The organism is Polaribacter haliotis (assembly GCF_014784055.1).
GTDB classification, from domain to species: domain Bacteria; phylum Bacteroidota; class Bacteroidia; order Flavobacteriales; family Flavobacteriaceae; genus Polaribacter; species Polaribacter haliotis.
On the sequence record NZ_CP061813.1, the window covers coordinates 2,486,838 to 2,513,006 of the forward strand.

27 protein-coding genes are annotated in these 26,169 nt (G+C 30.9%); 11 read left to right on the plus strand and 16 right to left on the minus strand.

Annotation, left to right across the window (positions count from 1 at the left end; all coding sequences use genetic code 11):
- The first annotated feature begins 20 nt into the window (after positions 1 to 20).
- Positions 21 to 878 carry a class I SAM-dependent methyltransferase gene (locus H9I45_RS10690; protein ID WP_088352499.1) on the plus strand — a complete coding sequence of 286 codons (858 nt, stop codon included), beginning with the start codon at positions 21 to 23 and terminating at the stop codon, positions 876 to 878.
- A gap of 143 nt (positions 879 to 1,021) precedes the next feature.
- Here H9I45_RS10690 and H9I45_RS10695 read toward each other — a convergent pair whose 3' ends face one another.
- From H9I45_RS10695 to panB, 6 genes are all read right to left on the minus strand, one after another.
- Positions 1,022 to 1,420 carry a DoxX family membrane protein gene (locus tag H9I45_RS10695; protein WP_088352500.1) on the minus strand — a complete coding sequence of 133 codons (399 nt, stop codon included), beginning with the start codon at positions 1,418 to 1,420 and terminating at the stop codon, positions 1,022 to 1,024.
- 12 nt (positions 1,421 to 1,432) lie between these two features.
- Complete coding sequence (locus H9I45_RS10700; RefSeq protein WP_088352501.1) at positions 1,433 to 1,870, minus strand: hypothetical protein; 438 nt, start codon at positions 1,868 to 1,870, stop codon at positions 1,433 to 1,435.
- 26 nt (positions 1,871 to 1,896) lie between these two features.
- Complete coding sequence (locus H9I45_RS10705; protein ID WP_088352502.1) at positions 1,897 to 2,283, minus strand: VOC family protein; 387 nt, start codon at positions 2,281 to 2,283, stop codon at positions 1,897 to 1,899.
- A 159-nt stretch (positions 2,284 to 2,442) separates the two neighbouring features.
- Positions 2,443 to 2,901 (minus strand): DUF1801 domain-containing protein, encoded by a 459-nt coding sequence (locus H9I45_RS10710; protein ID WP_088352503.1) that lies wholly within the window; start codon positions 2,899 to 2,901, stop codon positions 2,443 to 2,445.
- Between the two features lie 227 nt (positions 2,902 to 3,128).
- Positions 3,129 to 4,067 carry a 2-hydroxyacid dehydrogenase gene (locus tag H9I45_RS10715; protein ID WP_088352504.1) on the minus strand — a complete coding sequence of 313 codons (939 nt, stop codon included), beginning with the start codon at positions 4,065 to 4,067 and terminating at the stop codon, positions 3,129 to 3,131.
- A 461-nt stretch (positions 4,068 to 4,528) separates the two neighbouring features.
- A complete protein-coding gene (gene panB / locus H9I45_RS10720; RefSeq protein WP_088352507.1) occupies positions 4,529 to 5,347 on the minus strand; it encodes a 3-methyl-2-oxobutanoate hydroxymethyltransferase in 819 nt (272 codons plus the stop codon).
- 137 nt (positions 5,348 to 5,484) lie between these two features.
- On the opposite strand from panB, the gene H9I45_RS10725 reads away from it, so the two are divergent.
- From H9I45_RS10725 to H9I45_RS10740, 4 genes are all read left to right on the plus strand, one after another.
- Positions 5,485 to 5,964, plus strand: a complete 480-nt coding sequence (locus tag H9I45_RS10725) for a nuclear transport factor 2 family protein (protein WP_088352508.1) — start codon at positions 5,485 to 5,487, stop codon at positions 5,962 to 5,964.
- A gap of 27 nt (positions 5,965 to 5,991) precedes the next feature.
- Entirely contained in the window at positions 5,992 to 6,558 is a 567-nt protein-coding gene (locus H9I45_RS10730) for a sigma-70 family RNA polymerase sigma factor (protein ID WP_088352510.1), read from the plus strand.
- A 3-nt stretch (positions 6,559 to 6,561) separates the two neighbouring features.
- Positions 6,562 to 6,825, plus strand: coding sequence for a hypothetical protein (locus H9I45_RS10735; RefSeq protein ID WP_088352511.1), 264 nt, complete (start codon positions 6,562 to 6,564; stop codon positions 6,823 to 6,825).
- Between the two features lie 158 nt (positions 6,826 to 6,983).
- Entirely contained in the window at positions 6,984 to 7,625 is a 642-nt protein-coding gene (locus tag H9I45_RS10740; RefSeq protein WP_088352512.1) for an O-methyltransferase, read from the plus strand.
- Between the two features lie 71 nt (positions 7,626 to 7,696).
- On the opposite strand, the gene H9I45_RS10745 is transcribed toward H9I45_RS10740, so the two are convergent.
- Complete coding sequence (locus tag H9I45_RS10745) at positions 7,697 to 7,981, minus strand: Sec-independent protein translocase subunit TatA/TatB (protein WP_088352514.1); 285 nt, start codon at positions 7,979 to 7,981, stop codon at positions 7,697 to 7,699.
- Between the two features lie 86 nt (positions 7,982 to 8,067).
- Between H9I45_RS10745 and H9I45_RS10750 the strand changes: the two genes are divergently transcribed.
- Positions 8,068 to 8,280 carry a PLDc N-terminal domain-containing protein gene (locus H9I45_RS10750; RefSeq protein ID WP_140422715.1) on the plus strand — a complete coding sequence of 71 codons (213 nt, stop codon included), beginning with the start codon at positions 8,068 to 8,070 and terminating at the stop codon, positions 8,278 to 8,280.
- Positions 8,281 to 8,289: 9 nt separating this feature from the next.
- Here the strand turns inward: H9I45_RS10750 and H9I45_RS10755 are convergent, their stop codons facing one another.
- Both H9I45_RS10755 and mutS read right to left on the minus strand, forming a co-directional pair.
- Positions 8,290 to 8,745, minus strand: coding sequence for an RNA methyltransferase (locus H9I45_RS10755; RefSeq protein WP_088352515.1), 456 nt, complete (start codon positions 8,743 to 8,745; stop codon positions 8,290 to 8,292).
- Positions 8,745 to 11,354: a DNA mismatch repair protein MutS gene (mutS, locus tag H9I45_RS10760; RefSeq protein WP_088352516.1), complete on the minus strand. Its 2,610-nt coding sequence runs from the start codon at positions 11,352 to 11,354 to the stop codon at positions 8,745 to 8,747. Before mutS ends, H9I45_RS10755 begins: the two co-directional genes overlap by 1 nt.
- Positions 11,355 to 11,441: 87 nt before the next feature.
- Between mutS and H9I45_RS10765 the strand changes: the two genes are divergently transcribed.
- Entirely contained in the window at positions 11,442 to 11,972 is a 531-nt protein-coding gene (locus tag H9I45_RS10765) for an RNA methyltransferase (protein ID WP_088352517.1), read from the plus strand.
- 187 nt (positions 11,973 to 12,159) lie between these two features.
- Here H9I45_RS10765 and mgtE read toward each other — a convergent pair whose 3' ends face one another.
- Entirely contained in the window at positions 12,160 to 13,512 is a 1,353-nt protein-coding gene (gene mgtE, locus H9I45_RS10770) for a magnesium transporter (RefSeq protein ID WP_088352518.1), read from the minus strand.
- Entirely contained in the window at positions 13,496 to 14,305 is an 810-nt protein-coding gene (gene rsmA, locus H9I45_RS10775; protein WP_088352519.1) for a 16S rRNA (adenine(1518)-N(6)/adenine(1519)-N(6))-dimethyltransferase RsmA, read from the minus strand. Before rsmA ends, mgtE begins: the two co-directional genes overlap by 17 nt.
- 85 nt (positions 14,306 to 14,390) lie before the next feature.
- Here rsmA and H9I45_RS10780 point away from each other — a divergent pair, with 85 nt between their 5' ends.
- A complete protein-coding gene (locus H9I45_RS10780) occupies positions 14,391 to 15,233 on the plus strand; it encodes a hypothetical protein (protein ID WP_140422716.1) in 843 nt (280 codons plus the stop codon).
- 183 nt (positions 15,234 to 15,416) lie between these two features.
- Here H9I45_RS10780 and H9I45_RS10785 read toward each other — a convergent pair whose 3' ends face one another.
- Both H9I45_RS10785 and H9I45_RS10790 read right to left on the minus strand, forming a co-directional pair.
- Positions 15,417 to 15,743 (minus strand): DUF4286 family protein, encoded by a 327-nt coding sequence (locus H9I45_RS10785; RefSeq protein ID WP_088352521.1) that lies wholly within the window; start codon positions 15,741 to 15,743, stop codon positions 15,417 to 15,419.
- Positions 15,744 to 15,810: 67 nt separating this feature from the next.
- Complete coding sequence (locus tag H9I45_RS10790) at positions 15,811 to 17,622, minus strand: tetratricopeptide repeat protein (RefSeq protein ID WP_088352522.1); 1,812 nt, start codon at positions 17,620 to 17,622, stop codon at positions 15,811 to 15,813.
- 125 nt (positions 17,623 to 17,747) lie between these two features.
- Here H9I45_RS10790 and H9I45_RS10795 point away from each other — a divergent pair, with 125 nt between their 5' ends.
- Entirely contained in the window at positions 17,748 to 17,891 is a 144-nt protein-coding gene (locus tag H9I45_RS10795; RefSeq protein WP_176397511.1) for a hypothetical protein, read from the plus strand.
- A 93-nt stretch (positions 17,892 to 17,984) separates the two neighbouring features.
- Here H9I45_RS10795 and serS read toward each other — a convergent pair whose 3' ends face one another.
- Both serS and H9I45_RS10805 read right to left on the minus strand, forming a co-directional pair.
- On the minus strand, positions 17,985 to 19,259 hold the full coding sequence (serS, locus tag H9I45_RS10800) for a serine--tRNA ligase (RefSeq protein WP_088352523.1): 1,275 nt from the start codon (positions 19,257 to 19,259) through the stop codon (positions 17,985 to 17,987).
- A 200-nt stretch (positions 19,260 to 19,459) separates the two neighbouring features.
- Positions 19,460 to 20,386 (minus strand): bifunctional riboflavin kinase/FAD synthetase, encoded by a 927-nt coding sequence (locus H9I45_RS10805; RefSeq protein ID WP_088352524.1) that lies wholly within the window; start codon positions 20,384 to 20,386, stop codon positions 19,460 to 19,462.
- 191 nt (positions 20,387 to 20,577) lie between these two features.
- Here H9I45_RS10805 and H9I45_RS10810 point away from each other — a divergent pair, with 191 nt between their 5' ends.
- Positions 20,578 to 23,250, plus strand: coding sequence for a TonB-dependent receptor (locus H9I45_RS10810; protein ID WP_088352525.1), 2,673 nt, complete (start codon positions 20,578 to 20,580; stop codon positions 23,248 to 23,250).
- A gap of 17 nt (positions 23,251 to 23,267) precedes the next feature.
- On the plus strand, positions 23,268 to 24,800 hold the full coding sequence (locus tag H9I45_RS10815; RefSeq protein ID WP_088352527.1) for an SGNH/GDSL hydrolase family protein: 1,533 nt from the start codon (positions 23,268 to 23,270) through the stop codon (positions 24,798 to 24,800).
- A gap of 75 nt (positions 24,801 to 24,875) precedes the next feature.
- On the opposite strand, the gene H9I45_RS10820 is transcribed toward H9I45_RS10815, so the two are convergent.
- Positions 24,876 to 26,090 carry an aminotransferase class V-fold PLP-dependent enzyme gene (locus tag H9I45_RS10820; protein ID WP_088352528.1) on the minus strand — a complete coding sequence of 405 codons (1,215 nt, stop codon included), beginning with the start codon at positions 26,088 to 26,090 and terminating at the stop codon, positions 24,876 to 24,878.
- Positions 26,091 to 26,169 lie beyond the last annotated feature (79 nt).

Consider the following 26,169-nt stretch of genomic DNA (forward strand, 5'->3'; position numbering starts at 1 on the left):
AATATTAAAAATTAAAGAATATGGAGAATGAAAAAGAACTCTATACAAATTTAATTCCCCACTTAAATTGTAAAGATTTTACGGTTTCGAAAGAAACTTTTCAAGTAATGAAAAACGAGGAATATGAAATGTTGGTTACATGCCCAGTTCCAGAAAATTTAGAAGATTATTATAAAAGTGAAGATTATATTTCTCACACAGACAGTAAAAAATCTTTAATTGATAAAATCTACCAATTAGTAAAAAATTACACTTTAAAACAAAAGCTTTCGCTATTAAATTCTTTTGAAACAGAATCTAAATTGGTTTTAGATATTGGAGCAGGAACAGGAGATTTTTTAAAAGTTTGTAAAAATGACAACTGGGAAGTTTTAGGAGTTGAACCCAATTTAGATGCTAGAAAAATTGCATCTAAAAAAGGGATAGAATTAACAGAAAATTTATCAGAAATTACAAAACAGCAATTCGATGTAATTACACTTTGGCATGTTTTAGAACACGTACCAGATTTAAAGAGAACTATTAAAACACTAAAAAGTTTATTAAAACCCAAAGGTAGAATTATTGTTGCTGTACCAAACTATAAAAGTTGCGATGCAAAATCTTATAAAGAATATTGGGCAGCTTATGATGTTCCAAGACATCTTTGGCATTTCTCTCAAAAATCCATTCACAAATTATTCTCTGAAGTAGATATGATTGTAGATGAAACTTTGCCTATGAAATTCGATGCATATTATGTTTCGCTTTTAAGTGAAAAATATAAAGCAGGAAAAACCAATCCACTAAAAGCGTTTTACAGAGGATTTTTATCAAACTTTAATGCAATGAAGAGTTCTGAGTATTCTTCGTTTATTTATGTGATTAAAAACTACTAAAAAATGATTTTAAAGTGTTTTTTAAATATTTGTAATTAAAAAACACACAAATACCTGGTTAAAATCTAAAAAGCTCTTAAAACGCATGTTTTAAGAGCTTTTTTAATAAATTATATTTATAGAATATCTAATATAAATAATTTTTAGCTATTTAATAAATAAACACCCAAAATTGATATAATAAAATAGACAGCTAAAGACATCGCTCCTGCATAATCTTTTGCCAAACGTTGTCCTATTAATAAAAATATTAAAGTGATTGCAGAGAGCTCAATACCGAAAGAAGCAATTTCTTTTGCTTCTGAAGTATATAATTGATAAACTCCAATAATCATTAAAATTCCTGCAACGACTTCAATAATTAAAATAATAGCTAATAAAAAAGGAACACTATTTTTTAATGGAGAGTTTTTAAAATGTTCTGTAATAAAAGAAACGTTCCCTTTCCAATCTAAAAGTTTGTCGATTCCAGATTGAATAAAAGTAACAATTAAGAAAAACAGAATTAATACTTCTGCAGGATAATTTGATAAAAAGTTCATAATTTGTTTTTTTTATTTTCCAAATAAACGCTGAAAGAAACTCTTTGTTTTTGTAGTTGCTTCTTTGATTTCTTCCTTTGCATCTTCTGCTAAATCTGCTAAATTTTCTGCAGCTTCACTTGCAAATTCAGATGCTTTTTCCTTAACATCATCGAACATTTCTTCAGCATCTTCTGCAAATTCGTTTACTTTTTCTTTAGCTTCATCAGAATATTCTACTAATTTTTCTTTCACTTTATCCATATTTTCATCAGAAAAAGTTTCGTTTATTTTCTCTTTTGCAGCATCAAAAGCTTTGGTGGCATCTTCTTTAAATTCAACTGCTTTTTCAGTAGTAGAATCTTTAATTTCGTTTGCTTTGTCCTTTAAGCTATCTAATGTTTCTTTAGATTCTTCAGTAATTTTTTTCTTAATTTCTTTTGGCTGTAGTTTTTCTTCTTTATTTGACATAATTAATTGATATTTAGTTGTTTATATTATTTAAAAGCTTGATCTATTGGTTCCCAAAGCTCTATTTTATTACCTTCATTATCTAAAATCCAGCCGAATTTTCCATAATCGTAGGTTTCCATTTCTCCAACAATAGTAACACCTTCTTTCTTTAGTTCTGCTAACAATTCTACTAAATTTTCAACCCTATAATTAAACATAAAGTCCTTTTTTGAAGGTTCGAAGTGTTTAGTGTCTTTAAAAAAAGGACTCCATTGAGTTGATGCGTCTTTTCCTTCTTTATCTTTCCACCAAAATGTAGCGCCCCATTCATCTGTGTTAAAACCTAAATGATTTTTATACCAATCTTTAGATGCTTTTGGATCTTCAGTTTTAAAAAATAATCCGCCAATTCCTGTAACTCTATTTTTCATAATTTCTATAAAATTTGATTTTCTAATGTCATTTCGACCTTGTGGAGAAATTTCTTTTGATTCTTACTTTGTTATTTAATTTATACAAATTTCTTATTTTAATCTCATCAAATTAAAGATTTTTCGACTACACTGCATTTCGCTCAAAATGACAATTTTTTACTTCTTTTTGATGTTTGTTTCGTAAATTTCAATCCATTCTTTTACAGATAATTTTTTACATAATTCTGCAATTAAATCATAAGGAATATCATCTACTTTTTTAAAACGGATACAACTTTTCCCCATATCTAATTTTCGAGAATTGTGTTTTGGATATTCATTTACAAACCAATCATGGATTTCTGGAACTGCATAAATTCCACTATGATATAGATTAACGGAGTTTTTCTGAGAAGCAAAACTCATAAAAGGCAAAGGTTCTTCTGGTTTACAATGATAACCATTTGGATAAATTTTATGTGGAACATAATACCCAATCATTCCATATTGCATGCCTTCCTCAAAGTCTTTTGGGAGATTTTCTTTGATGATTTTTCGAAGCTTTTTAAGCGCTTCTTGTCTTTCTTCAGGAACTTGACTAATGTAATCTTCAGGAGAATTTGCTTTGTATTGCATAATTAGATTTTTGAGGATTACAAGTTAGCAATTTTTTTTTGAGTATGTCATTTCGAATGAAACGCAGTGGAGTTTAGAAATTTTATTTGTTAAACTATTTACTGTGAGATTTCTCCACAAGGTCGAAATGACAAATGAATGTCATTTTGAGCGAAGCAAAGCGAAGTCGAAAAATCTACTTTTTTAATGAGATTTCTCCATAAAGTCGAAATGACAAATAGATTCAGTTAACAAAATTTTACTTTTATTTTATCGACAATTGTTTGCGCTAGTTTTTCTTTGCTTTCAACAGTCCAACCAGCAACATGTGGAGAGAGAATTACGTTTTCTGATTTGATTAAATAATTAAAAGCATCTGGCATTTTATCATCAGAAAAAAGATTTTCAAAAGAGGTTTTTTCATACTCTAAAACATCTAAACCTGCACCTAAAATTTTACCAGTTTTTAAAGCTGAAACCAAATCTTTTGTAACTACAGATGTTCCACGTGCAGTATTTATCAACCAGAAATTCTTTTTAAAACTATTGATAAAATTCGCATTTACCATGTTTTTTGTGAGGTTAGTTTGTGGCGTGTGTAAGCTTAAAACATTAGCATTTTCTTGTAATTCTTGCAATGAAACTTGCATACAATTTTCATCGCCAACATTTGGTTTTAAATCGTAACAAAGAACATTTACATCGAAACCACGCAATTTTTTTGCGAAAGATTTTCCCATGTTTCCATAACCAATTAAACCAACCGTTTTTCCATCGAGTTCTATTCCGCGATTTTCTTCACGCAACCATTTTCCGTTTCTAACTTCTTTATCGGCTTTATTCAACTTATTAAAAAGCGATAATAACATTCCTAAAGAATGTTCGCCAACTGCATTTCTGTTTCCTTCTGGTGCAGCAATTAATTCGATATTTTTAGATGTTGCATAATCACAATCGATATTTTCTAAACCAGCACCAACTCTTCCAATAAACTTTAAATTTGTGGCTTTGTCCAGGAAGTTTTTATCAATAGAAAACCTACTTCTAATTATAAAACCATCGTAATTATGAATTTTTGCTTCAATTTCTTCTTTTGAAGACGTGTAATCTTCATCATTAGTGAAACCCAACTCACAGAGTTGTTTCAGTAGAAGTGGATGGTTTGTATCTAAATGTAGGATTTTCATTTTAATATTTTTTAATTATTTTGATGATTGAACCAACAGTAATAAAAAATAAAGTTCCAATAGAAAGAAATTTTAGAGATTCTTTAACTCTCTCTATAAAACTCATTGTATCAATTATATTTTTTTCAACATCAAAAAATGAACTGTTATATAAGAATTCTGTAAATACTTTATTAAGTAAGAACACTCTGATAAAACTTGAGAAAAAAGAAATTAACAAACCAATTAAAATAAAATATTTAATTGAGAAAACTAAACCCCTTTTTTTATAAAAAAAGAAAGTAATTACAGGAATTATTAATAAAATTAAAAAACTAAAAAAACCATTTTGTAGCTCAAAAAGCTTTAAATTATATAAACTCAAAAACATTAATGAATGAAATAATGCGCTTTCAAGTAATATAATAAAAATAAGCTCCTTCTTTAATTTTTTAAGAATTTCACCCACCTAATAATCTATTTTAATACTGCTCCTTATCACTTGGAAAATCGCCACTTTTTACATCGGTAATATAGCTTTCAAAAGCGCCAGTCATATCTTTATATAAATCTAAATATCTACGTAAAAAACGAGGATGAAATTCGTGTGTCATTCCAATCATATCATGGGTAACTAAAACCTGTCCATCAACACCATTTCCAGCGCCAATTCCAATTACAGGAATAGAAATTGCATCTGCAACTTGCTTTGCTAATTTTGCAGGAACTTTCTCTAAAACAATGGCAAAACAACCAATTCTTTCGAGCATTAAAGCATCTTCCATTAATTGTTCTGCTTCTTCTTCCTCTTTAGCTCTAACAGTATACGTTCCGAATTTATAAATAGATTGTGGCGTTAAACCCAAATGGCCCATTACAGGAATTCCGGCATTTAAAATACGTTTTATAGATTCTTTTACTTCTTTTCCACCTTCTAATTTTATAGAATGTCCTCCAGATTCTTTCATAATTCGAATCGCAGAACGCAAGGCTTCTTTTGGGTCCGATTGGTAACTTCCGAAAGGTAAATCTACCACCACCAAACAACGCTCAATAGCTCTAACCACAGAACTTGCATGATAAATCATTTGATCTAAAGTAATTGGCAACGTAGTTTCATGCCCAGCCATAACATTAGAAGCAGAATCGCCAACTAATAAAACATCGATTCCTGCACTATCTAAAATTTTTGCCATGGTATAATCATAGGCAGTAAGCATAGAGATTTTTTCTCCATTGGCTTTCATATCAACCAAAGATTTTACAGTTACACGTTTATATTGCTTTTTAGCTGTAGACATATTTTTAAGTTTTTACTTTTGGTAAAAGTAAGAAAAAGCAATAGATGTTCTGCATATTTTCAATTTTCTGAAAACTAAAGGTTTAAATAACTGTAATATTAATTTAGTAGCTTTAGCTTTTTAAAAATCAATAAATTATGATTCGCATTGTCACACTTTTAATTATTATTACTTTTTCTACCACTATTTCTGGACAAAAAAATAAAGAGGAAATTGCCATAAAAAGCGTTATTGATACTTTTTTTGAAGGCTTGCATAAAGGCGATAGTACACTTATGAAATCTACTTTACATAGAGAAGTGAAAATTCAAACAACATCAACAAATAAAGAGGGCAATAAAATATTAATTACAGATAGTTTAGAAAAATTACTTACGGGTGTTGCCAATAAAAAACCGTCGCACATTTATTTAGAAAAACTGACTTCAATAGACATTAAAATTGATGGAAATTTAGCTTCAGTTTGGACACCTTACGAATTTTATTTCAATGGAAAGTTTAGTCATTGTGGAGCGAACTCTTTTCAGCTTTTTAACAACAATGGCATTTGGCAAATAATTTATTTGGTAGATATGAGAAGAAGAGAAAATTGCGAAACTTTAAAAGAAAAAAAATAGCAGTATATTTGTCGCTTTAATAACAAAATGGCAGAAGATATAAACACGATAAATTCCAATAAATGGATTGATAATTACGCAGATTACCTGTTTAATTATGCAATTTCTCGTGTTAATAATAGCGATTTAGCAAAAGATTTAGTGCAAGATACTTTCTTTGCTGGATTAAAATCTGCTAAAAATTTCCAAGGAAAATCTACAGAAAGAACTTGGTTAGTTTCCATTTTAAAAAGAAAAATTATAGATTATTATCGTAAAATTAATTCTAAAAAAGGGAAAGCCGAAGTTAGAATGAATTTTTATGATGATGGAGAAAATGAAGGAAATTGGTTAGAAGAAAGAGTTCCACAAAATTGGGAAAATCAATCTGAAAAAAGTATAGAAACAGAAGAACTTAAAAATCAATTAGAAGCTTGTATCGATAATTTGCCCGAAAAGTATGCTTTGGTTTTTCGTTTAAAGACAATTCAAGAGTTCGAAACTGAAGAAATTTGTAAGGAGTTAGATATTACTGCGTCAAATTTATGGGTTATCATTCACAGAGCTAGAACACAGCTTAGAAAATGTATGGAAGATAACTGGTTTAATAATTAGAAAATGTTCAAAAAACTAATAATAACTTGCGACGAAGCCACTGCCATTTGCGATAAAAATCAATATGGAGAAGCAACAATTTCAGAGCTTATAAAGTTGAATATTCACTTTATTAAATGTAGAATATGCGCTTTATATACTAAACAAAATATAAGGATGACAAAAATTTACAAAGGCCATTCTAAGAGTTGCAAACAAATAACACATTGCATGTCTTCGAAAGACAAAGAAAACTTAAAAAAAACAATGGAAGAAAGTAGTATTTAAAAACACTTCCTAATAATATTAAAAACGGAACTTATAAAATATAAGTTCCGTTTTTTTGTACTTTTGAAAACCAGATTATTAGACTTATAGTTTTTATGATATTTAGATAAAAAATCCCAGAATTCTAGTAACCTAACCATCAAAAAATATTTAAATAAATGCACTTTCTACCCGAAAATATAGACAATTACGTAGTTGCACATTCGCAACAAGAGCCTAAAATATTACAAGAATTAACGAAAGAAACTTGGCAAAAAGTTCTAAACCCAAGAATGTTAAGTGGTGCTTTTCAAGGGAGAGTTTTATCGATGATTTCTAAATTAACTTCACCCAAAAATATTCTTGAAATAGGAACTTACACAGGTTATTCTGCACTTTGTTTGGCAGAAGGTTTGGCGAAAAATGGTGCTATTTTTACGATTGATAAAAATGAAGAATTAGAAACACTTCAAAATAAATACTTCGAAAAATCAGAATATCGAAATCAAATTACGCAGTTAGTTGGAAATGCCATAGAAATTATTCCAAAAATTAATGCAAAATTCGATTTGGTTTTTATAGATGCAGATAAATCTAACTATATTAATTACTTCCATTTAATTATTGATAAAATGAATTCTGGCGGCATTATTTTGTCTGACAATGTGCTTTGGAGTGGAAAAGTAGTAGAAAAACTAGACCCAAAAGATCTAGATACAAAAGTACTTTTAGAGTATAATAAATTATTAAATGAAGATGTTAGAATAGAAACTGTTTTGCTACCAATTAGAGATGGTTTAACAATAAGTAGAGTAAAATAATAATTCCTTCGAAGGCAGAAATCGATGCTTAATTTTAAAAAAGTAATTTAATTCTACAGATGCAAAAAAATCTAAAACTGTCTCTTTACAGGTCCAGTAAAATCGTCAATCCCGTCTTTTACAGAGTTAATTTCTTTATTAATGTCTTTCGTAAGATTCTTGGTATCTGCACCAATATTATCTGAACTATCTTTTATTTCTTGCTTAATATCGTTGGTTGCGTCTTTAATTTGACGCATTCCTTTCCCTAAACCTCTGGCAATTTCAGGAATTTTATCTGCACCAAAAACCATAACTACGATTAACATAATAACCATAATTTCTGGACCGCTAATAAAAAGTACAATCGAATTCATATTACAAAGATACAGAGTTATTTTAATAAATAGAAAACAACTTTTGTTTTAAATTATTGTAATTTTATCGAAACAAATAAAAGTCAATGAATCCCTTAATGTTATACCCTTATCAAATTATAATAATTTTTGCTATAATTATTATAATGGTTGTTACAGCAATGGTTTTAGCTTCCAAAAAAGAAAGTAATATTCGGTTTATTATTTGGGGAATTATTATTTTGTTTGTCCCATTTTTAGGTGCTTTGGCATATATTATTTCTTATTATTCTAACGAAAAGAAAGTAAAAACAACTTAAATAAGTTTTTTAAAAATTTAACTTTGCTTGTCGATCGTACATAATAATGCTTCCTGCTACAGAAACGTTTAAACTTAATTCTGACTTAAATTTTACTAAATGATGTGATTTTTCAATAGCTAATTTAGACATTCCATGATCTTCTGCACCTAATAAATACACACAACGTTTAGGGTGTTTAAAAGTCTCTAATTGAACCGCTTTTTCATCTAGTTCTACACCAACTAACATGGCACCTTTAGGTAGATTGTTAAAGAAATCTTCAAAAGTTTCGTAATGAAAATAAGGCATTGCACCAAAAGCTTTATGAGTATCGCAAGCTTGTTTTGCATACCTATTACCAATGGTAAATATAAAACTTGCGCCTAAATTTTGTGCAGAACGCCAAAGAACACCTAAATTTTCAGGAGTTTTTCCATTCTGAATTCCAATTCCGAAAAAACCTTGTTCTAAATTATTTACCATTACTTTTTTGTCAACATTCGCTTAATTTCGTTCAATTTCATTAACGCTTCAATTGGTGTTAACGTATCAATATTTGTTGATAAAATCTCATCTCTAATATTTTCTAACAATGGATCATCTAATTGAAAGAAACTTAACTGCATTTCTTCGTGTTGAGATTGTTTTAAAACGTCTTTAACTTCCGAGTTTTTATTGTTTTTCTCTAATTGAGCCAGTATTTTATTCGCTCTATGAATCACCATATTTGGCATTCCAGCAAGTTTTGCTACGTGAATACCAAAACTATGATTAGAGCCTCCAGAAACGAGCTTTCGAAGGAAAATAATATTGTCTTCCAATTCTTTTACTGACACATTAAAGTTTTTAATGCGCTCAAAAGTGGAAGTCATTTCATTTAATTCGTGATAATGTGTGGCAAATAACGTTTTTGCTTTGGATGGATGTTCGTGCAGAAACTCAGAAATTGCCCAAGCAATCGAAATTCCATCATAGGTTGAGGTTCCTCTTCCGATTTCATCTAATAAAATTAAACTTCTATTAGAAACATTATTCAAAATGGAAGCAGTTTCATTCATTTCTACCATAAAAGTAGATTCGCCCATAGAAATATTATCACTCGCACCAACTCTGGTAAAAATTTTGTCTACAATACCAATTTTTGCGTTTTGAGCAGGCACATAACTTCCCATTTGCGCTAATAAAACAATCAAAGCAGTTTGTCTTAAAATGGCTGATTTACCAGACATATTTGGCCCAGTAATCATAATTATTTGTTGCAAGTTTCTGTTTAAAACAACATCGTTAGCAATATACGTTTGGTCGATTGGCAACTGCTTTTCAATAACAGGATGTCTTCCATTTTTTATTTCTAAATCTGTGCTTTCATCCATAATTGGGCGCACATAATTGTTATCAATCGCTAAAACAGAAAAAGAGAGTAAACAGTCAATTTTTGCAATAATTTGTGCATTTTCTTGTACTTTTTGTACAAAACCGATGACATATTGCAATAATTTAGAAAAAATTTCTTGTTCTAATTTGGCAATTTTTTCTTCAGCACCTAAAATTTTTGTTTCGTATTCTTTTAATTCTTCAGTAATATAACGCTCTGCATTTACCAAGGTTTGCTTACGAATCCATTCTTCAGGTACTTTGTCTTTATGAGTGTTTCTAACTTCAATATAATATCCAAAAACATTGTTAAACGCAATCTTTAAACTGTTGATTCCTGTGCGTTCTGTTTCACGAGCTAACATATTGTCTAAATACTCTTTCCCAGAATTGGAAATCGCACGTAAATCGTCTAGTTCTTGATGAACACCAGAAGCAATTGCATTTCCTTTATTGATGTTTACAGGAGCATCATCAAACAGGGTTTCCGTAATTTTTTCAATTAAAACTTCGCAAGTATGCAACTGATTTCCGAGTTCTTTAACCGCTTTATTTTTACTTTTTTCTGAAGTTGTTTTTATAGGTAAAATGGCTTTTAAAGAATCTTTTAAAAGTACAATTTCTCTTGGCGAAGCTTTACCAGTTGCCACTTTAGAAATGAGTCTTTCTAAATCGGAAATTTGTTTTAGTTGATAGGTTACTGTTTTAGAAAAATCATCTGAATCTATAAAAAACTTTACCAATTCATGGCGATTTTTAATTTCAACAATGTTCTTCAAAGGCAAAGCCAACCAACGTTTTAACAATCGTCCACCCATTGGAGAAATGGTTTTGTCAATAACGTTTAAAAGTGTAACTGCATTTATAGAATTCGGATTATAAAGCTCCAAATTTCTGACCGTAAAACGATCCATCCAAACATAATTATCTTCTGCAATTCTGCTAATTTGTTGAATGTGTTTTAACTGATTGTGTTGTGTTTCCGATAAATAATACAACACTGCTCCAGCTGCAATAATTCCGTTTTTTAAATCTTGAACGCCAAAACCTTTTAATGTTTTTACCTCAAAATGATTCTGTAAAGTTTCGTTTGCATATTCTGCTTGAAAAACCCAATCATCCAAATAAAACGTATAATATCTGTTTTCAAACAGTTCTAAAAATTGTTGTTTGTGCTGTTTTTGAACCAAAACTTCACTTGGCGAAAAGTTTTGCAATAATTTATCTATGTATTCTTCATTTCCTTGAGCAACCAAATATTCGCCAGTAGAAACGTCTAAAAATGAAATTCCTAGTTGTTTTTTATCAAAATGAACAGCAGCAAGAAAGTTGTTTGTTTTGGTTTGTAAAACTTCGTCATTTAAAGAAACTCCAGGCGTAACCAATTCTGTAACACCACGTTTTACGATGGTTTTGGTCATTTTTGGGTCTTCTAACTGATCGCAAATTGCCACACGCATACCAGCTTTTACCAACTTTGGTAAATACGTATTTAAAGAATGATGAGGAAAACCTGCCAACGCAGTTTCAGTCTCACTTCCTGCGCCTCTTTTTGTTAAGGTAATTCCTAAAACACCAGCGGCTTTTTTAGCATCTTCACCAAAAGTTTCGTAAAAATCTCCCACACGAAAAAGCAACATTGCATCAGGATATTTATTCTTGATAGCATTGTACTGTTTCATTAAAGGCGTTACCTTTTTTGGTTTGGATTTTGCCAAGGTTTTGGAAATTTTCAGTTAGTTTTGCGAAGATAAAAATAGTAAGCAGTTTTCAGTAGCGGTTTGCAGTGAACTTATCCACAAAATATGAGAAAACTTAAAAATAACGAGTTAGGTAGAATTACGGTTGATGAATTTAAATCTGTTGAAAAAACGCCTTTAATTGTCGTTTTAGACAATATTAGAAGCTTAAATAATATTGGTTCCGTATTTAGAACTTCGGATGCTTTTCTGGTAGAAAAAATCTATTTATGTGGCATTTCTGCAACGCCACCAAATAAAGACATTCATAAAACTGCTTTGGGTGCAACAGAATCTGTGACTTGGGAATATGCTGAAGATACTTTGGAATTAGTTAAAAAATTGAAAGCAGAAAACATTAAAGTTTTGTCTATTGAACAAGCAGAAAATAGTACAAAGCTGAATACTTTTTTCCCAATAGAAAATGAAAAATACGCCATTGTAATGGGAAATGAAGTAAAAGGTGTGCAACAAGAAGTGGTTAATGCTTCTGATTTTTGTATTGAAATTCCACAATTAGGTACCAAACATTCTTTGAATATTTCTGTAACTACAGGGGTTGTAATTTGGGATTTGTTTTGTAAAATGAAGAAATAATTTATTTGTCATTCCTGTGTAGGCAGGAATTCAAACTACATTTTTTAAATACTCCAAAAACTTAAAGAATAACAATTCGTTTTTAGAAAAGTCTAGCCCAGATTGAACGACCTGTTTGAGCTCTTTTTTATTCTTTTTTGAATAAAAAAAGCGAGTAGTGAAAGCTGGAAATAGCTCCAAAAAAAACCTAAAAACCTAAAACTAACTTCGCAATAGAAAAGTAAATAAGAATTCCTAAAATATCGTTACTGGTTGTAATAAAAGGGCCAGTTGCTAATGCTGGATCTACGCCTCTTTTCGCCAAAATAATAGGAATAAATGTTCCAATAATCGAAGCAATTACAATTACCGAAATTAAGGAAGCCGCGACTGTAATCCCTAAATCTAAAGGAAAACCTAAAAACAACATTCCTGCAGACATTAGTAAAGCGGCTAAGACAAAACCGTTTAATAAACCTTGTAAAATCTCTTTTAAAAGTCGTTTAAAAAGCGAACCCTTTAAGCTATCGTTAGCTAAACCTTGCACAATAATTGCAGACGATTGTACACCAACATTACCAGCCATTGCTGCAATTAAAGGTGTAAAAAAGAACAATTCTGGATACTTATCCATGGCACCATCGAAACTTCCAAGAACAGAAACCGAAATAAAACCACCAAAAAGTGCCAAAATTAACCAAGGTAAACGTGCTTTTGTGAGTTCCCAAATTGTATCATTTGCTTCTACATCTTGCGAAAAACCTGCGGCCATTTGGTAATCTTTATCTGCTTCGTCTCTAATAACATCTACAATATCATCAATGGTAATTCTACCCACTAAAATGTTATTATCGTCTACAACAGGAATGGCTTCCAAATCGTATTTTGCCATTATTTTTGCAACTTCCTCATCATCTTCATGTACATTTACTGCATCTACTGTTGGTTTTAAAATATCGGCTATTTTTTGGTCGGATTTAGAAGTAATTAAGTCTTTTAAAGATAAACGACCTACCAATTTTTCTTCTTTATCTACAACGTAAATTGAATGTACTCTGGTTACTTCTTTTGCTTGGCCCCGAATTCTTCTCATGCAACCTGCAACTGTCCATGTTTCATAAACTTTTACGAGCTCTTTTGCCATTAAAGCACCTGCAGTATTATCGTCATAAGACAATAATTCTTTAATATCTGCAGCTAAATCATCATCTTCAAGAGCGTTTATTACACGTCTTTGACGTTCTTCGGAAAGTTCTCCAATAATATCTGCAGCATCATCTGTGTCCATCTCTCCAACTTCGTCTGCAATTTCTTGTGCAGATAAGTTTTCAAGAATTTTTTCACGTGTGTCTTCATCTAATTCTGTAAGAATTTCGGATGTTTTTTCGCTATCTAAAAGCTTAATAATGTAGATAGCTTCGTCGAAATCTAACTCGTCTAAAACTTCTGCAATATCCGCAAAATGAACCTCAGAAAACAGGGCAGTAATTTTCTTATCGCTTTTAATGGCGATAAGTTCTGTTAGGTTGTCTAGAAATTCGTCATTAATTTCTAAGGTCATTTTCTGCTAGTTTTTGCGTCAATAAAATAAAGTCTTGAACCGATAATTGTTCTGGACGTTTCGCAAATATAGGCTCTTCTTTTAAAGAATCCGAAAGATTGAAAGATTTTAAACTCGAACGCAACATTTTTCTACGTTGATTAAATGCCGTTTTTACAACTCTAAAAAATAATTTTTCGTCTACAGGAAGTGAATAATCCTTTTTTCTAATAAAACGAATTACACCAGAATCTACTTTTGGAGGAGGATCGAAAACTGTTGGTGGAACTGTAAAAAGATATTCTACATCAAAGAAAGCTTGTGTTAAAACAGATAAAATTCCATATACTTTAGAACCTTCTTTTTCTGCAATTCTTTTAGCAACTTCTTTTTGAAACATGCCTGCAAATTCAGGCACAAAATCTCTGTTTTCTATCGCTTTAAAAACAATTTGTGTAGAAATGTTATATGGAAAATTACCAATAATTGCGACTTGTTTTTTTTCGAAAATTTCTTGTATTTCTTTTTTTAAGAAATCGCCTTCTATGATCTCGAATTTTTCTTTGGAAGTATCTAAGTTAAGGTGTTCTATCGGAAAAACATCATGCAAATAAGCAACAGATTCTCTGTCTAATTCCATGACCGTAATTTTTGGTTTTTTCTGAAGTAAATACTTCGTTAAAACTCCCATTCCAGGTCCAATTTCTAAGACATTTTCATAGCCATTTTCTGTTAACGCATCTGCAATATTTTTTGCAATTGTTTCATCCGTTAAGAAATGCTGACCTAAATGTTTTTTTGCTTTTACAGACATCTTACTCGTTTTTTACTTCCAGTACAAATGTACAGTTAAAATTCGGCATAATTTTTGGTTCGTACTTGGATTAAAATCAACCAAAATGAATAAAAATTTACTACTAATTATCTTACTATTTTTTAGCTTTCAAATGACCACTTTTTCGCAAGAAGGAAAGTTAGAAAAAGGGAAAGAAAGTATTAAAACGTCTAAATCTTCTGGAAGCTCAGGTACTGTTACTTCAAAAAAATCTACTTCAAGGAGAAGTACTATTAATAATAATTCTAATGACAATCCGTTTGCAAGTATTCTTTGGGGAATTGCTGCCTATACTTTTTATGGCGTTTTAGTTGAATCTCCTTGGGAAATGAATGGAAGAATGCACGATGCAGAAATTTCTAATTATCCATACAAAGAAGCAAGATATGGGAATTTCATTTATACAGATTCTACGAATTATAATAGCACTCGTTTCGATATTACCAACAATTTTGTGCGAGAAAGCAAAAATTTATATGGAAATAATTTTGGTGTAAATTTTCGTTTTCTAAAACGTTTTGCTTTGGATGTAGATTATTTATATCTTTCTGAAAACGTGAATGGAAAACAAGATTCATTTGCTTTATATTCGGCTTTATTAAAGTATTACAGAATTAGAACGCAACGTTTTGATGCTTGGTTCGGTTTGGGAATTTTGCACGCAGGAAGCAATGTAAAAGAAACACGTTTTGGACTTGGTTTTGGAGCAGAATTATTTATTACAAAACCAATAAGTATCGATTTTTCGCACAAATGGACTGTTATAAATCAAGAAGAGGTTCATAAAACAAAAGTGCTCCTAAAATATCATCTTAAAAATTACCATATTTCTTCTGGTTACGAACATTTTAAGATTGGGGTTTCTAAAATAAAAGCTTTATCGATTGGTGTTGGAGCAAGTTTTTAGTTTTACAGAATACTTAAAAAAATGAACTCTAACTCTGTAATTTAAACAAGAGATAATTTTAAAGGCTAATTCTGGATTTCTGTTTTCACAGGAATAATAAAGTGGATTTTTTTAAGTAAGAAATAGAATATTTTAATTTTTTTTACCCAGTTTTTTACTCAGAAAGAGTTTTAGAGTAATTTTTTAATTACTTGCAACAGTTGGAAAAAACTCATTAATTACTTTTAGCTCTGTTCTAAAAGCGACCATTTTATCTGCAAATTTTAAACCATCTTTTTGCAATTTATCTGCATCAAATTGATAGTAATCGTCTAAATCTTCTCTTGTATTTGCTGTATATTGTACAGAATAGGTTTTTCCACCCATTTCTTCGTCTACCAAAACTTGGGTAAGTTTTGCTGATAAGAATCTACCAGTATTTAAAACATCTAAAATGTGTGTTTCCATCCAAGTTAGCCATTCTTCGTGTACACTTTCATCTATATTTATTGTTACGTTGTATATATACATTATATTTAGGTTTTAGTGGTTAGTATATAATAGTTAGTATTAAAACCTAACAACTATCTACTAATTCCTATAAATCGTCTCCTCTTAATTTTCTATATTTTTTCCTTGCTTCTACTAAGTAAATACTAGAAGGATGCTCGAAAATTATTTTTTGATAATATTCTTGTGCTTTCTCTGTATTCCCTAAAAAATTATATAATTCTGCCATTTCATAATAGACATCGTCCGTTAAAAAACCTTGATTGTCTGTAGCCACAATTTTGGCAAAATTTAAAATTGCTTCCTCGTATTTCTTTTGTTTTATATGCAATTTTGCAATCTTAAAATGCACGTTATTTGTAATTGGAACAAAACCACCATTCAACTCTTTTAATGTTTCGTTTTCTAAGACAGAATTTAGCACTTTTATGGCTTCGTCATCTTTATTTTGGTACGCCAACAATTCTGCTTGTGCATATTCTTTTAATCCTGATGGAATAGAATCTAAAGGTTCGTTATCGGATATTATTAAAAATAAATCGACTGCATCATTCGCAATTAATTGTGTTGTAGATCCTTTTAAAACTTTTAATTGTGCTTTTGCCCACGTAAAATCGCCTTTAAAATAACTTGTTTGTGCAACTTTAAAACGAGCTTCTTGCGCCAATTCGTGGTTTTTTAATTGCGTTTGAATTTGTGAAAAATAAATTAATGCCTTGTTGAATTTTCCAGTAAATACTAAAACATCTCCCAGTTTTAATTTGATTCTTGCTTTGTCGAATTTAGAACTAGAATAGCCAATTGCCTCCTGTAAAACTTCTTTTGCTTCTTCTGGTTTGTTGGCAGAAAATGTTAGAAAATCGGCATATTCTACTTGTATTTTTATGGTTGAAGTATTTTTACCATATTCTTTAAAAAGTGATTGAAACAATGTTTCTGCTTCAGGGTTTTTTGTAGCTACAGCTATTTTTGAGAGGTATAAATTAGCATCAATTTTTTCCTCTTTTATTTTTGAAGTTTCTTTAATAAAGTTGAAGCATTCTGCTGAAGCTTCAAAATTATTGTTCTCGAAAGCAATTTTTCCAATCGTAAAAATGGAAGATAAATCAGTAGAATTTCTTTGATATAAAGCTTTTTCTTGAATAAATGCTTTCCTGAAATCTTTTTGTTGTGCAAATAACCAGCTTAAAAGCATGTTCCAAACATCTTTTGGTTGGCTAATGGATTTTCTTAATAGTGTTTTTCTGAATAAGATATTCGCTTCATTTTCGGAATCGTCAGTAATATATTTACTAGCATATCTTTGCACTAAATTAAAATATTGCTCGTTTTTATCAACGAGATTTATATAAGATTCAAACATTTGTTTAAAGTCTCCTTTTTCTCCATAAATTTGTGCAATTTGGAAACTATAATTTGCATTTTTATTCTTTTCCATTGCTTTCTCATAAGCCAAAATTGCATTGTCTAATAAGTTGTAATCTTTAAAAAGACGTCCAATAATTCCACCATAAGCAGGGGTTTTATCCAAAGAATTTAAAGCTAAATCGTAATTAATTTTTGCTTGTTCTTTTAATTGCTGTCTTTCGTAATTATAACCTAAATAAACATATAAATAAATTTGAGAAGCATTGGATCTAATTCTTGTTTTTAGTAAGTTTTCTGCTTCTTTAAATTTATCTGTTTCTTGATAACAAGCAATTAAACGACCTAAATAAGTGGTGTTAAAAGGTGTTTTGTTATAGAGTTTTTTAAAAATCTGAGTTGCTTTTTCATATTCTCCTTCTCTGTAATAATTTTCCGCAAGCAAATATTCGTTTTGTGTTGCTTGTTGTGGGGTTTGTTGTGCAACAATAAAACTGCTGATAGTAAAAAAAATAAGAAAAAAGAAGTTTTTCATAGACATCAAATATAAACAACAAAAATGTTAAATTTTTATTAAAGCAATCTCTTTTTAAAGGCTCTTTGTAACATTTTGGCACGAAACTTGTCTTTAAAGTATATAACCAATCAAATCTTAATATTATGAATACTTTTACTCAACAATACCAAACAGCAAAAAGCAACTCTAAAAAGTTCATGAAAAACGGACAAATATCTGCGTATTTAAACGCTCTTTCAGAAATGAATAAATACAAAAGATTAATGGTAGCAGTGGTTTCAAATTAGTCTACAGTTTTTCAGTCTTCAGTATGCAGTCATTTTGTGACTGGAAACTAAAAACACAAACAAGCTGACTGACGACTGGTAACTGCCAACTGCTTACTGAATCATTTCGAACCCACAATAAGGAACCAATACATCTGGTATTTTAATTCCGTCTTTGGTTTGATAGTTTTCTAAAATTCCTGCTAAAACACGTGGTAATGCTAAAGAACTACCATTTAAAGTATGTGCAAGCTCACTTTTACCTTCTTTGTTTTTAAAACGAAGCTTTAATCTATTTGCTTGAAAAGTTTCAAAATTTGAAGCCGAACTAATTTCTAACCATCTGTCTTGTGCTGTAGAAAATAATTCAAAATCGAATGTTAAAGCAGCTGTAAAACCAGTATCTCCACCACACAAACGTAAAATTCTGTAAGGTAATTTTAATTCTCTTAAAATATCTTTAATGTGCTCTACCATATCACTTAAAGCGTGATACGATTTATCTGGATGCTCCACTCTTACAATCTCTACTTTATCGAATTGATGCAATCTATTTAAACCACGAACATGTGCTCCATAACTTCCAGCTTCACGTCTAAAACAAGGTGTGTAGCCAGTTGCAGTTATTGGAAAATCGCTTTCCTGAATTAAATTTCCACGAAACATATTTGTAATTGGTACTTCTGCAGTCGGAATTAAATACAAATCGTCTACAGTAGAATGATACATTTGTCCGTCTTTATCTGGTAATTGCCCAGTTGCAGTAGCAGATGCAGCATTCACCAAATGCGGCACTTGGTATTCTTTATAACCAGCTTCAATATTTTTATCTAAAAAATAGTTGATTAATGCACGCTGTAATCTTGCTCCTTTTCCTTTGTAAACAGGAAAACCTGCACCCGTAATTTTTGTACCTAATTCAAAATCGATAATGTCGTATTTCTTTGCCAATTCCCAATGAGGAAGTGCATTTTCTCCTAAATCAGGAATAATTCCTTCTTTAAAAATTTCTTCATTATCTTCTTCCGAATTTCCAGCTTTTACAGAAGCATGAGGAATGTTAGGTATTTGATATAATAAATTCTGAAGCTCATCTGCAAAACCATTTAAAGTTTCAGACAATTCTTTAGATTGCTCTTTTAACTGACTTGTTTTTTCTTTTAAAATGTTGGCTTTTTGTACCTCACCAGATTTAAAAAGTCCACCAATTTCTTTGGATAAAGTATTAGATTCCGCTAAAACATCGTCTAAAGCAACTTGTGTAGCTCTTCTGTTTTCATCTGCATTTAAAACTTTCTCAATAATAGCTTCTGCATCCGCAAAATTACGTTTTGCCAATCCTGCTAAAACTACTTCTTTGTTTTCTCTAATAAATTGTACTTGTAACATTTTGTAAGAATTTAAGAATGCAAATATATAATTTGTGTAGTAGTTTCAATACAAAAATTCCATCTTAATCTTTCCAAAGGGAAGAGGCAAGCAAACCTTCAAAGATTATGTTACAAAAATTAAAAAATTTTAATAAACGTTATTTTTTCAGGAAAAATTTTCACAAGAGTGTTTTCCCCTTTGGGATATTAAAGGGGCTTTTATTTCTTAATATAATTTCTTGCAGTTTCTTCATCTTTTTTAAGTTGAAGAATTAATGAATCCAAAGAATCGAATTTTTCTTCGTCACGTAAAAAGTAAATCAAATCTATCGTTAAAATCTTTCCATATAAGTCCTGATTGAAATCAAAAAAATGCACTTCAATTGTTTGATGATTTCCATTTACGGTTGGTCTATTTCCGATATTCATCATCCCAAAAATAGTACTGTTTTCTATGGTAGATTTTATAACGTAGACACCAGTTTTAGGAATTAGTTTATAATCTTCTTCGATATCTATATTTGCTGTAGGATAACCTATTTTACCACCTAATTTTTTTCCGTTAACAACTTTGCCTTTCAACATAAAATTATACCCTAAATAATTGTTGGCAGTTTTTAAATTTCCATTGGCTAAAGCACGTCTAATTTTTGTAGAACTTACAGAAACATCGTCAATATCTTGTGCTGGAATTTCTTCTACCTTAAAATCGTATAAATGGCTATATTCTGTTAGTTGCTGAATATTTCCTTCTCGGTTTTTACCAAAATGATGATCGTAACCAATAATTAATTTCGAAATATTAAATTGATTTACCAAAACATCTCGAACAAATTCAAGTGCTGTCATTCTAGAAAAATCTCGACTAAAAGGATGTATAATTAAATAGTCTAATCCGGTTTTTTTAAGGAGTTTTTCACGTTCGTTAATCGTATTAATCAACTCGATGGAAGCATCTTTTTGCAAAACCATTCTTGGATGTGGAAAAAAAGTAAGTAATACAGATTTTTTCCCAGCTTCTTTCGCTTCAGAAACCAGTTTTTCTAATATTTTTTGATGCCCAAAATGCACACCATCAAAGGTTCCAATAGTAACAAATGTTTTTTCTTCGGTCGAAAAATTAGATATATCTATAATCGTTTTCAAAAAATATGCTTTTCTAAGAGCAAATGTACAACACTAAAGGTTTAAATTTTATTGAATTTAATAGATTATTCGAATGAGATTATGATAAATTTTGTCGCTTTATTTATTAAAAACATAAAATAATAGGTCAAATAATTAATAATTCAAAAAAAATTGTATTTTGCATAACTGTTAACAAATTAATTCAAATTATGATAAAAAAGATTTTACTACTTGTATGTATTGCATTCAGCAGTACTGTTATGGTTGCTCAAACCACTGTAACAGGGACAGTTAAAGATGCACTCACAGGAGACTTACTTCCTGGAGCAAACATTAAAATTTCTAGAAAAGCTGTAGGTACAACTACAGATTTCGATGGAGAATTCGTGTTAAAAGTTTCAGACAAACCACCTTTTACCATCGAAATTTCGATGATTGGTTTTAAAACGGAGGAAGTTGAAATTACTAAAAACAACCAAAAGGTAGATGTTACTTTAACAGAAAACGAAACCTCTTTAGACGAAATTGTTATTTCTGCATCAAGAACTCCAGAACGTATTATGGAGTCTCCAGTAACCGTGGAAAGAATGGATGCTAGAGCAATTAAAAACACATCTGCTCCATCTTTTTATGATGGTTTAGAAAATTTAAAAGGTGTAGATGTTAACACAAACAGTTTAACCTTTAAATCTGTAAATACTAGAGGTTTTGCAACATTCGCGAATACACGTTTTATGCAGTTAGTGGATGGTATGGACAATTCTTCTCCTGCTCTTAACTTTGCGATTGGTAACTTATTAGGAATGTCGGAATTAGACGTAAATACAGTAGAATTACTTCCTGGAGCATCTTCTGCCTTATATGGTGCAAATGCATTTAACGGAATTATGTTTATGACAAGTAGAAGTCCTTTTAATGACCAAGGAATAAGTGTTTCTTTAAAAGGAGGTATTACAAGCCAAAATGCAGGGGGAAACAATGAATTTACTGATTTTAACATTAGAATGGCTTATGCTTTTTCTAATAAGTTTGCTGCAAAAGCAACACTTTCTGTATTAAATGGTACAGATTGGTTTGCAACAGATTATAGAAACACAACTGCAGGAGTTAGGGGAGCTGTTTTATCTGCTGGAGATAGAAATACTGTAAACGATTACAATGGTGTAAATGTTTATGGAGATGTTGCTGCAACAAATTTAGGTCCTGCAATTGGAAGGGTAAGTAGAACAGGTTATAACGAAAGAGATTTAATGGATTATGGAGTAGAAAGCGTTAAGTTTGGAGGATCTCTTAACTATAGACCCTTTGGAGATGATCGATTAGAAATAATCTGGAACTCTAAAATAGGAACAGGAACTACACAATATTTGGGTGGACAAAAATATAGTATTAAAAACTTTTTCTTACAACAACACAAATTAGAGGTAAAAGCTAAAAACTTTTTTGTTAGAGGATATGTTACTAGCGAAGATGCTGGAGATTCTTACAATACATTATTTGCGGCTTTAAATGTAAATAGAGCTTGGAGTTCAGACCAAAACTGGTTTACAGAATACGCTGGAGCTTATCTTGGTGCGGTTCCAGGAGTACAGGCATCTAATCATATAGCCGCTAGAGCCTTTGCAGATAGAAATCGTTTAATACCCGGTACACCTGCTTTTGAACAGGCTTTAGATAAGGTTACATCAGATCCTGACTTATTAACTGGAGCAAAATTTAGAGATCAAACCAAATTATATCATTCTGATATAAATTATAATTTTCAAGATATAATTGATTTTGCAGAAGTGCAAGTTGGTGGGTCTTACAGAAGGTATTCTTTAAACTCTTTTGGTAATATATTTACAGATGCAGATGGTCCTATTGATTATGATGAGTATGGTGTATATACGCAAGTACAAAAAAACTTTTTAGAAGAAGATCGTTTAAAAGTTACAACATCTTTACGTTATGACAAAGCACAAAATTTTGATGGTAATTTTTCTCCAAGAGTTTCTTTAGCTTATGCTGCTGGTGAAAATAAAAATCAAAATTTTAGAGCTTCTTTTCAAACAGGTTTTAGAAATCCAACGACACAAGATCAATACATTGGTTTAGATGTTGGTAATGCTATTTTGGTAGGTTCTGCTCCAGATAATTTAGATAAAAGTGTTCAATACTTAGATAGTAATGGAGGCACTCAATCTATAAGTATTAGAGATGCTTATGAAAACTCTTTTACAATAGAAAGTGGTGGTGCTGTAGCAGCAGATGTAGATTTAGTAAAACCAGAAAAGGTTACTGCTTTTGAAGTAGGTTATAGAGGCTTGGTAAATACAGGAGAAGAATCTAGAATTACCGTAGATTTAAGTGTATATTATAATCTATATGAAGACTTTATTGCAAATAAGAATGTTTTAGTACGTGGAACAGATAATACACTTAAAGTAGCACAAGTTTATACAAACACAAATGCAGATATTAATTCTTACGGAGCAACTTTAGGATTAAATACTAAAATTTTAAATGGATTTGACTTAGGTTTAAATTATACCTATGCAAAATTTGATTTTGACCAAGCATCAGATCCTGGTTTTGAAGCTGGCTTTAATACACCAGAACACAAAGTAAAATTACAATTTGGTCATACTAATTTATTTAAAAATTTTGGATTTAATTTTAACGCAAGATGGCAAGACGAATTTTTATGGGAATCTACATTCGTAGACGCGATGATAGGAGACAGATTAGTATTAGATGCACAAATTAACTATGCTTTACCATCTATAAAATCTATATTTAAAATAGGTGGGGCAAACTTAACAGGACAAGAGTATTTAAGTGCGCCAGGAGTTGGTGCAATAGGTTCACAATACTACCTTTCTTGGACAATTAATAACTAATAAAAATAAGATATTTTATGAAAAATTATAAATATATAGCACTATTTCTTTTGTCTTTAGGCGTTATGTCTTGTGAAGAGAATACAGATTTTGATCCAATTTTAGAAGAAGTTAAACCAGAAGTAACTTTAAGTACAAATGGTTTAGACTTTTCTAAATACGTAGCTGTAGGAGCTTCTTTTACAGCAGGTTTTACAGACGGAGCTTTGTTTAAAAACGCGCAAGAAAATTCATTTCCAAATATTTTAGCAACAAAATTTAAAGCAGCTGGTGGAGGAGATTTTAATCAACCTTTAATGGGCGATAATACTGGAGGTTTTGTTTTGGGAAGTACTGTTGTACAACCACCAAGGTTGGTATTTAACCCTGTTACTAGTACACCTGTAAGATTAGATGCAATCCCAACTACCAGCTTAACATCACGTGCAGACGGTTCTTCTTTTAAGAATTATGGAATTCCAGGAGCAAAAAGTTTTCATTTAACTTTTGCTGGATATGGAACATTAAACCCATATTTTGGAAGAATGGCTTCTAGTGCTGGAGCAACTGTTTTGGGAGATGCTTTAGCACAACAACCAACATTTTTTACTTTAAGTGAAGTTGGTGGAAATGATGTTTTAGGTTTTGCTACTTCTGGTGGTTCTGGTGTAGATCAGAAAAACAATCCAGATGCTGCAAGTTATGGACCAAATGACATAACAAGTCCATTAGTTTTTAACCAAGTCTTTAATGGAATGGTTTCTGCTTTAACTGCTGGAGGCGCAAAAGGAGTAATTGCTACAGTACCAGATATTAGTCTATTACCTTTCTTTACAACTGTTCCTTACAACCCAGTACCAATGAATGAAGCAACAGCAACTGCTGTTAATGGTGCTTATGCAGCTTATAATGGAGGAATTAAACAAGCTTTTGGAGCATTAGTAGCTGGTGGAGCTATGACCCAAGCAGCTGCAGATGCAGAAATAGCGAAAAGAACAATTTCTTTTGCGGCAGGTCAAAATGCAGTTGTAATTGTAGATGAAGACTTAACAGATTTAGGAGCTATTAATCCTGCTTTTGCCGCTTTAAAACAATTAAGACAAACAACTCCAGAAGATTTGTTAGTATTGCCAAGCTCGTCTTTTATAGGAACTTTAGCAGATCCAGGAAACCCAGCTAGTGTAAATGGAGTTGGTGTTGCTTTGGCAGACAATTGGGTTTTAACGCCAGAAGAGCAACTAGCTATAAAAACTGCTACAGAAGCTTATAATACAACAATTACAAACCTTGTAAACTCTAACAATAATATAGCATTAATAGATTTAAATGCTATTTTAAGAGAAGCTGCTAACGGAATTAAGTTCGATAGCTATATAATGACAACTGGTTTGGTTACAGGTGGTTTAGTTAGTTTAGATGGTATCCATTTAACAGGAAGAGGTTATGCACTAATGGCTAATAAAATGTTAGCTGCAATAGATGCTAAGTTTGGTTCTAACTTTACATTAGCAACAGATGGTTTAGCGAAAGCAGACGATTATCCTACAAACTATTCTCCAGCATTGAGATAGTCTAAAAATAATTATATATAGAAAAAGGTTGAGAATTAATTCTCAACCTTTTTTGTTTATTATAAGTAATTAATTTTAAGAAAGCATTGCAACTGCTCTTTTTAAAGCAGTAATCATGATGTCTATTTCCTCTTTTGTGTTGTAAAAAGAGAAAGAAGCTCTTACTGTTCCAGGAATTTTATAGAAATCCATAATTGGTTGTGCACAATGGTGTCCTGTTCTTACAGCAACACCTAATTTATCTAAAATTACACCAATATCATATGGATGAATTTCGCCAACGTTAAAAGAAATAACCGCCGTTTTTTCTGAAGTTGTTCCGTAAATTTTTAAACCTTCGATTTTTAATAATTCTTTGGTTCCGTATTTTAATAATTCGTCTTCGTAAGAAGCAATGTTATCAAAACCAACAGCATTCATATAATCTATTGCAGTACCAAAAGCGATTCCTCCACAAATGTTTGGAGTTCCAGCTTCAAATTTATGAGGCAAACCTGCATATGTAGTTTTTTCGAAAGTAACAGTATCTATCATTTCTCCTCCACCTTGATATGGAGGTAATTTCTCTAACCACTCTTGTTTTCCATACAACATTCCAACGCCTGTTGGGCCACACAATTTATGTGCAGAAGCCACATAGAAATCAACATTTAAAGCTTGTACATCTGGTTTTATGTGTGGAGTTGCTTGTGCTCCATCAATTAAAACAGCAGCACCAAATTTGTGTGCAGTTTCTATAATTTCTTCAATAGGATTTACAGTTCCTAAAGCGTTTGAAACATGATTACAAAAAACTAATTTTGTCTTTTCGTTTACTAAATTATGATAAGCTTTCATGTCCAAAGAACCATCTTCTAACATTGGAATTACCTTTAAAATAGCACCAGTTTTTTCACATAACATTTGCCAAGGAACAATATTAGAATGATGTTCTAAGGCAGAAACGATAATTTCATCACCTTTATTTAAAAGTGATGCAAAACCAGATGCAACTCTGTTTATAGAATCAGTTGTACCAGAGGTTAAAATAATTTCATAGGCATGTTTTGCATTAAAATGATGCTGAATTTTAATACGCGCTTCTTCATATTTATCAGTTGCTTCCTGGCTTAAAGTATGCACGCCTCTGTGAATATTTGCATTGTAATTGCTATAATAATCTACAATGGCATCAATAACAACTTGTGGCGTTTGTGAAGTCGCTGCATTATCGAAATACACCAAAGGTTTTCCGTTTATTTCTCTTTTAAGAATGGGGAAATCTGCTCTTATTTTATCAACATTTATCATACAAATCATTTTAAAGTACAAAGATAAAGGATGGAATTTTAAAGTTGTAAGAAAGTCGATATGATTTTCTTATTTTTAC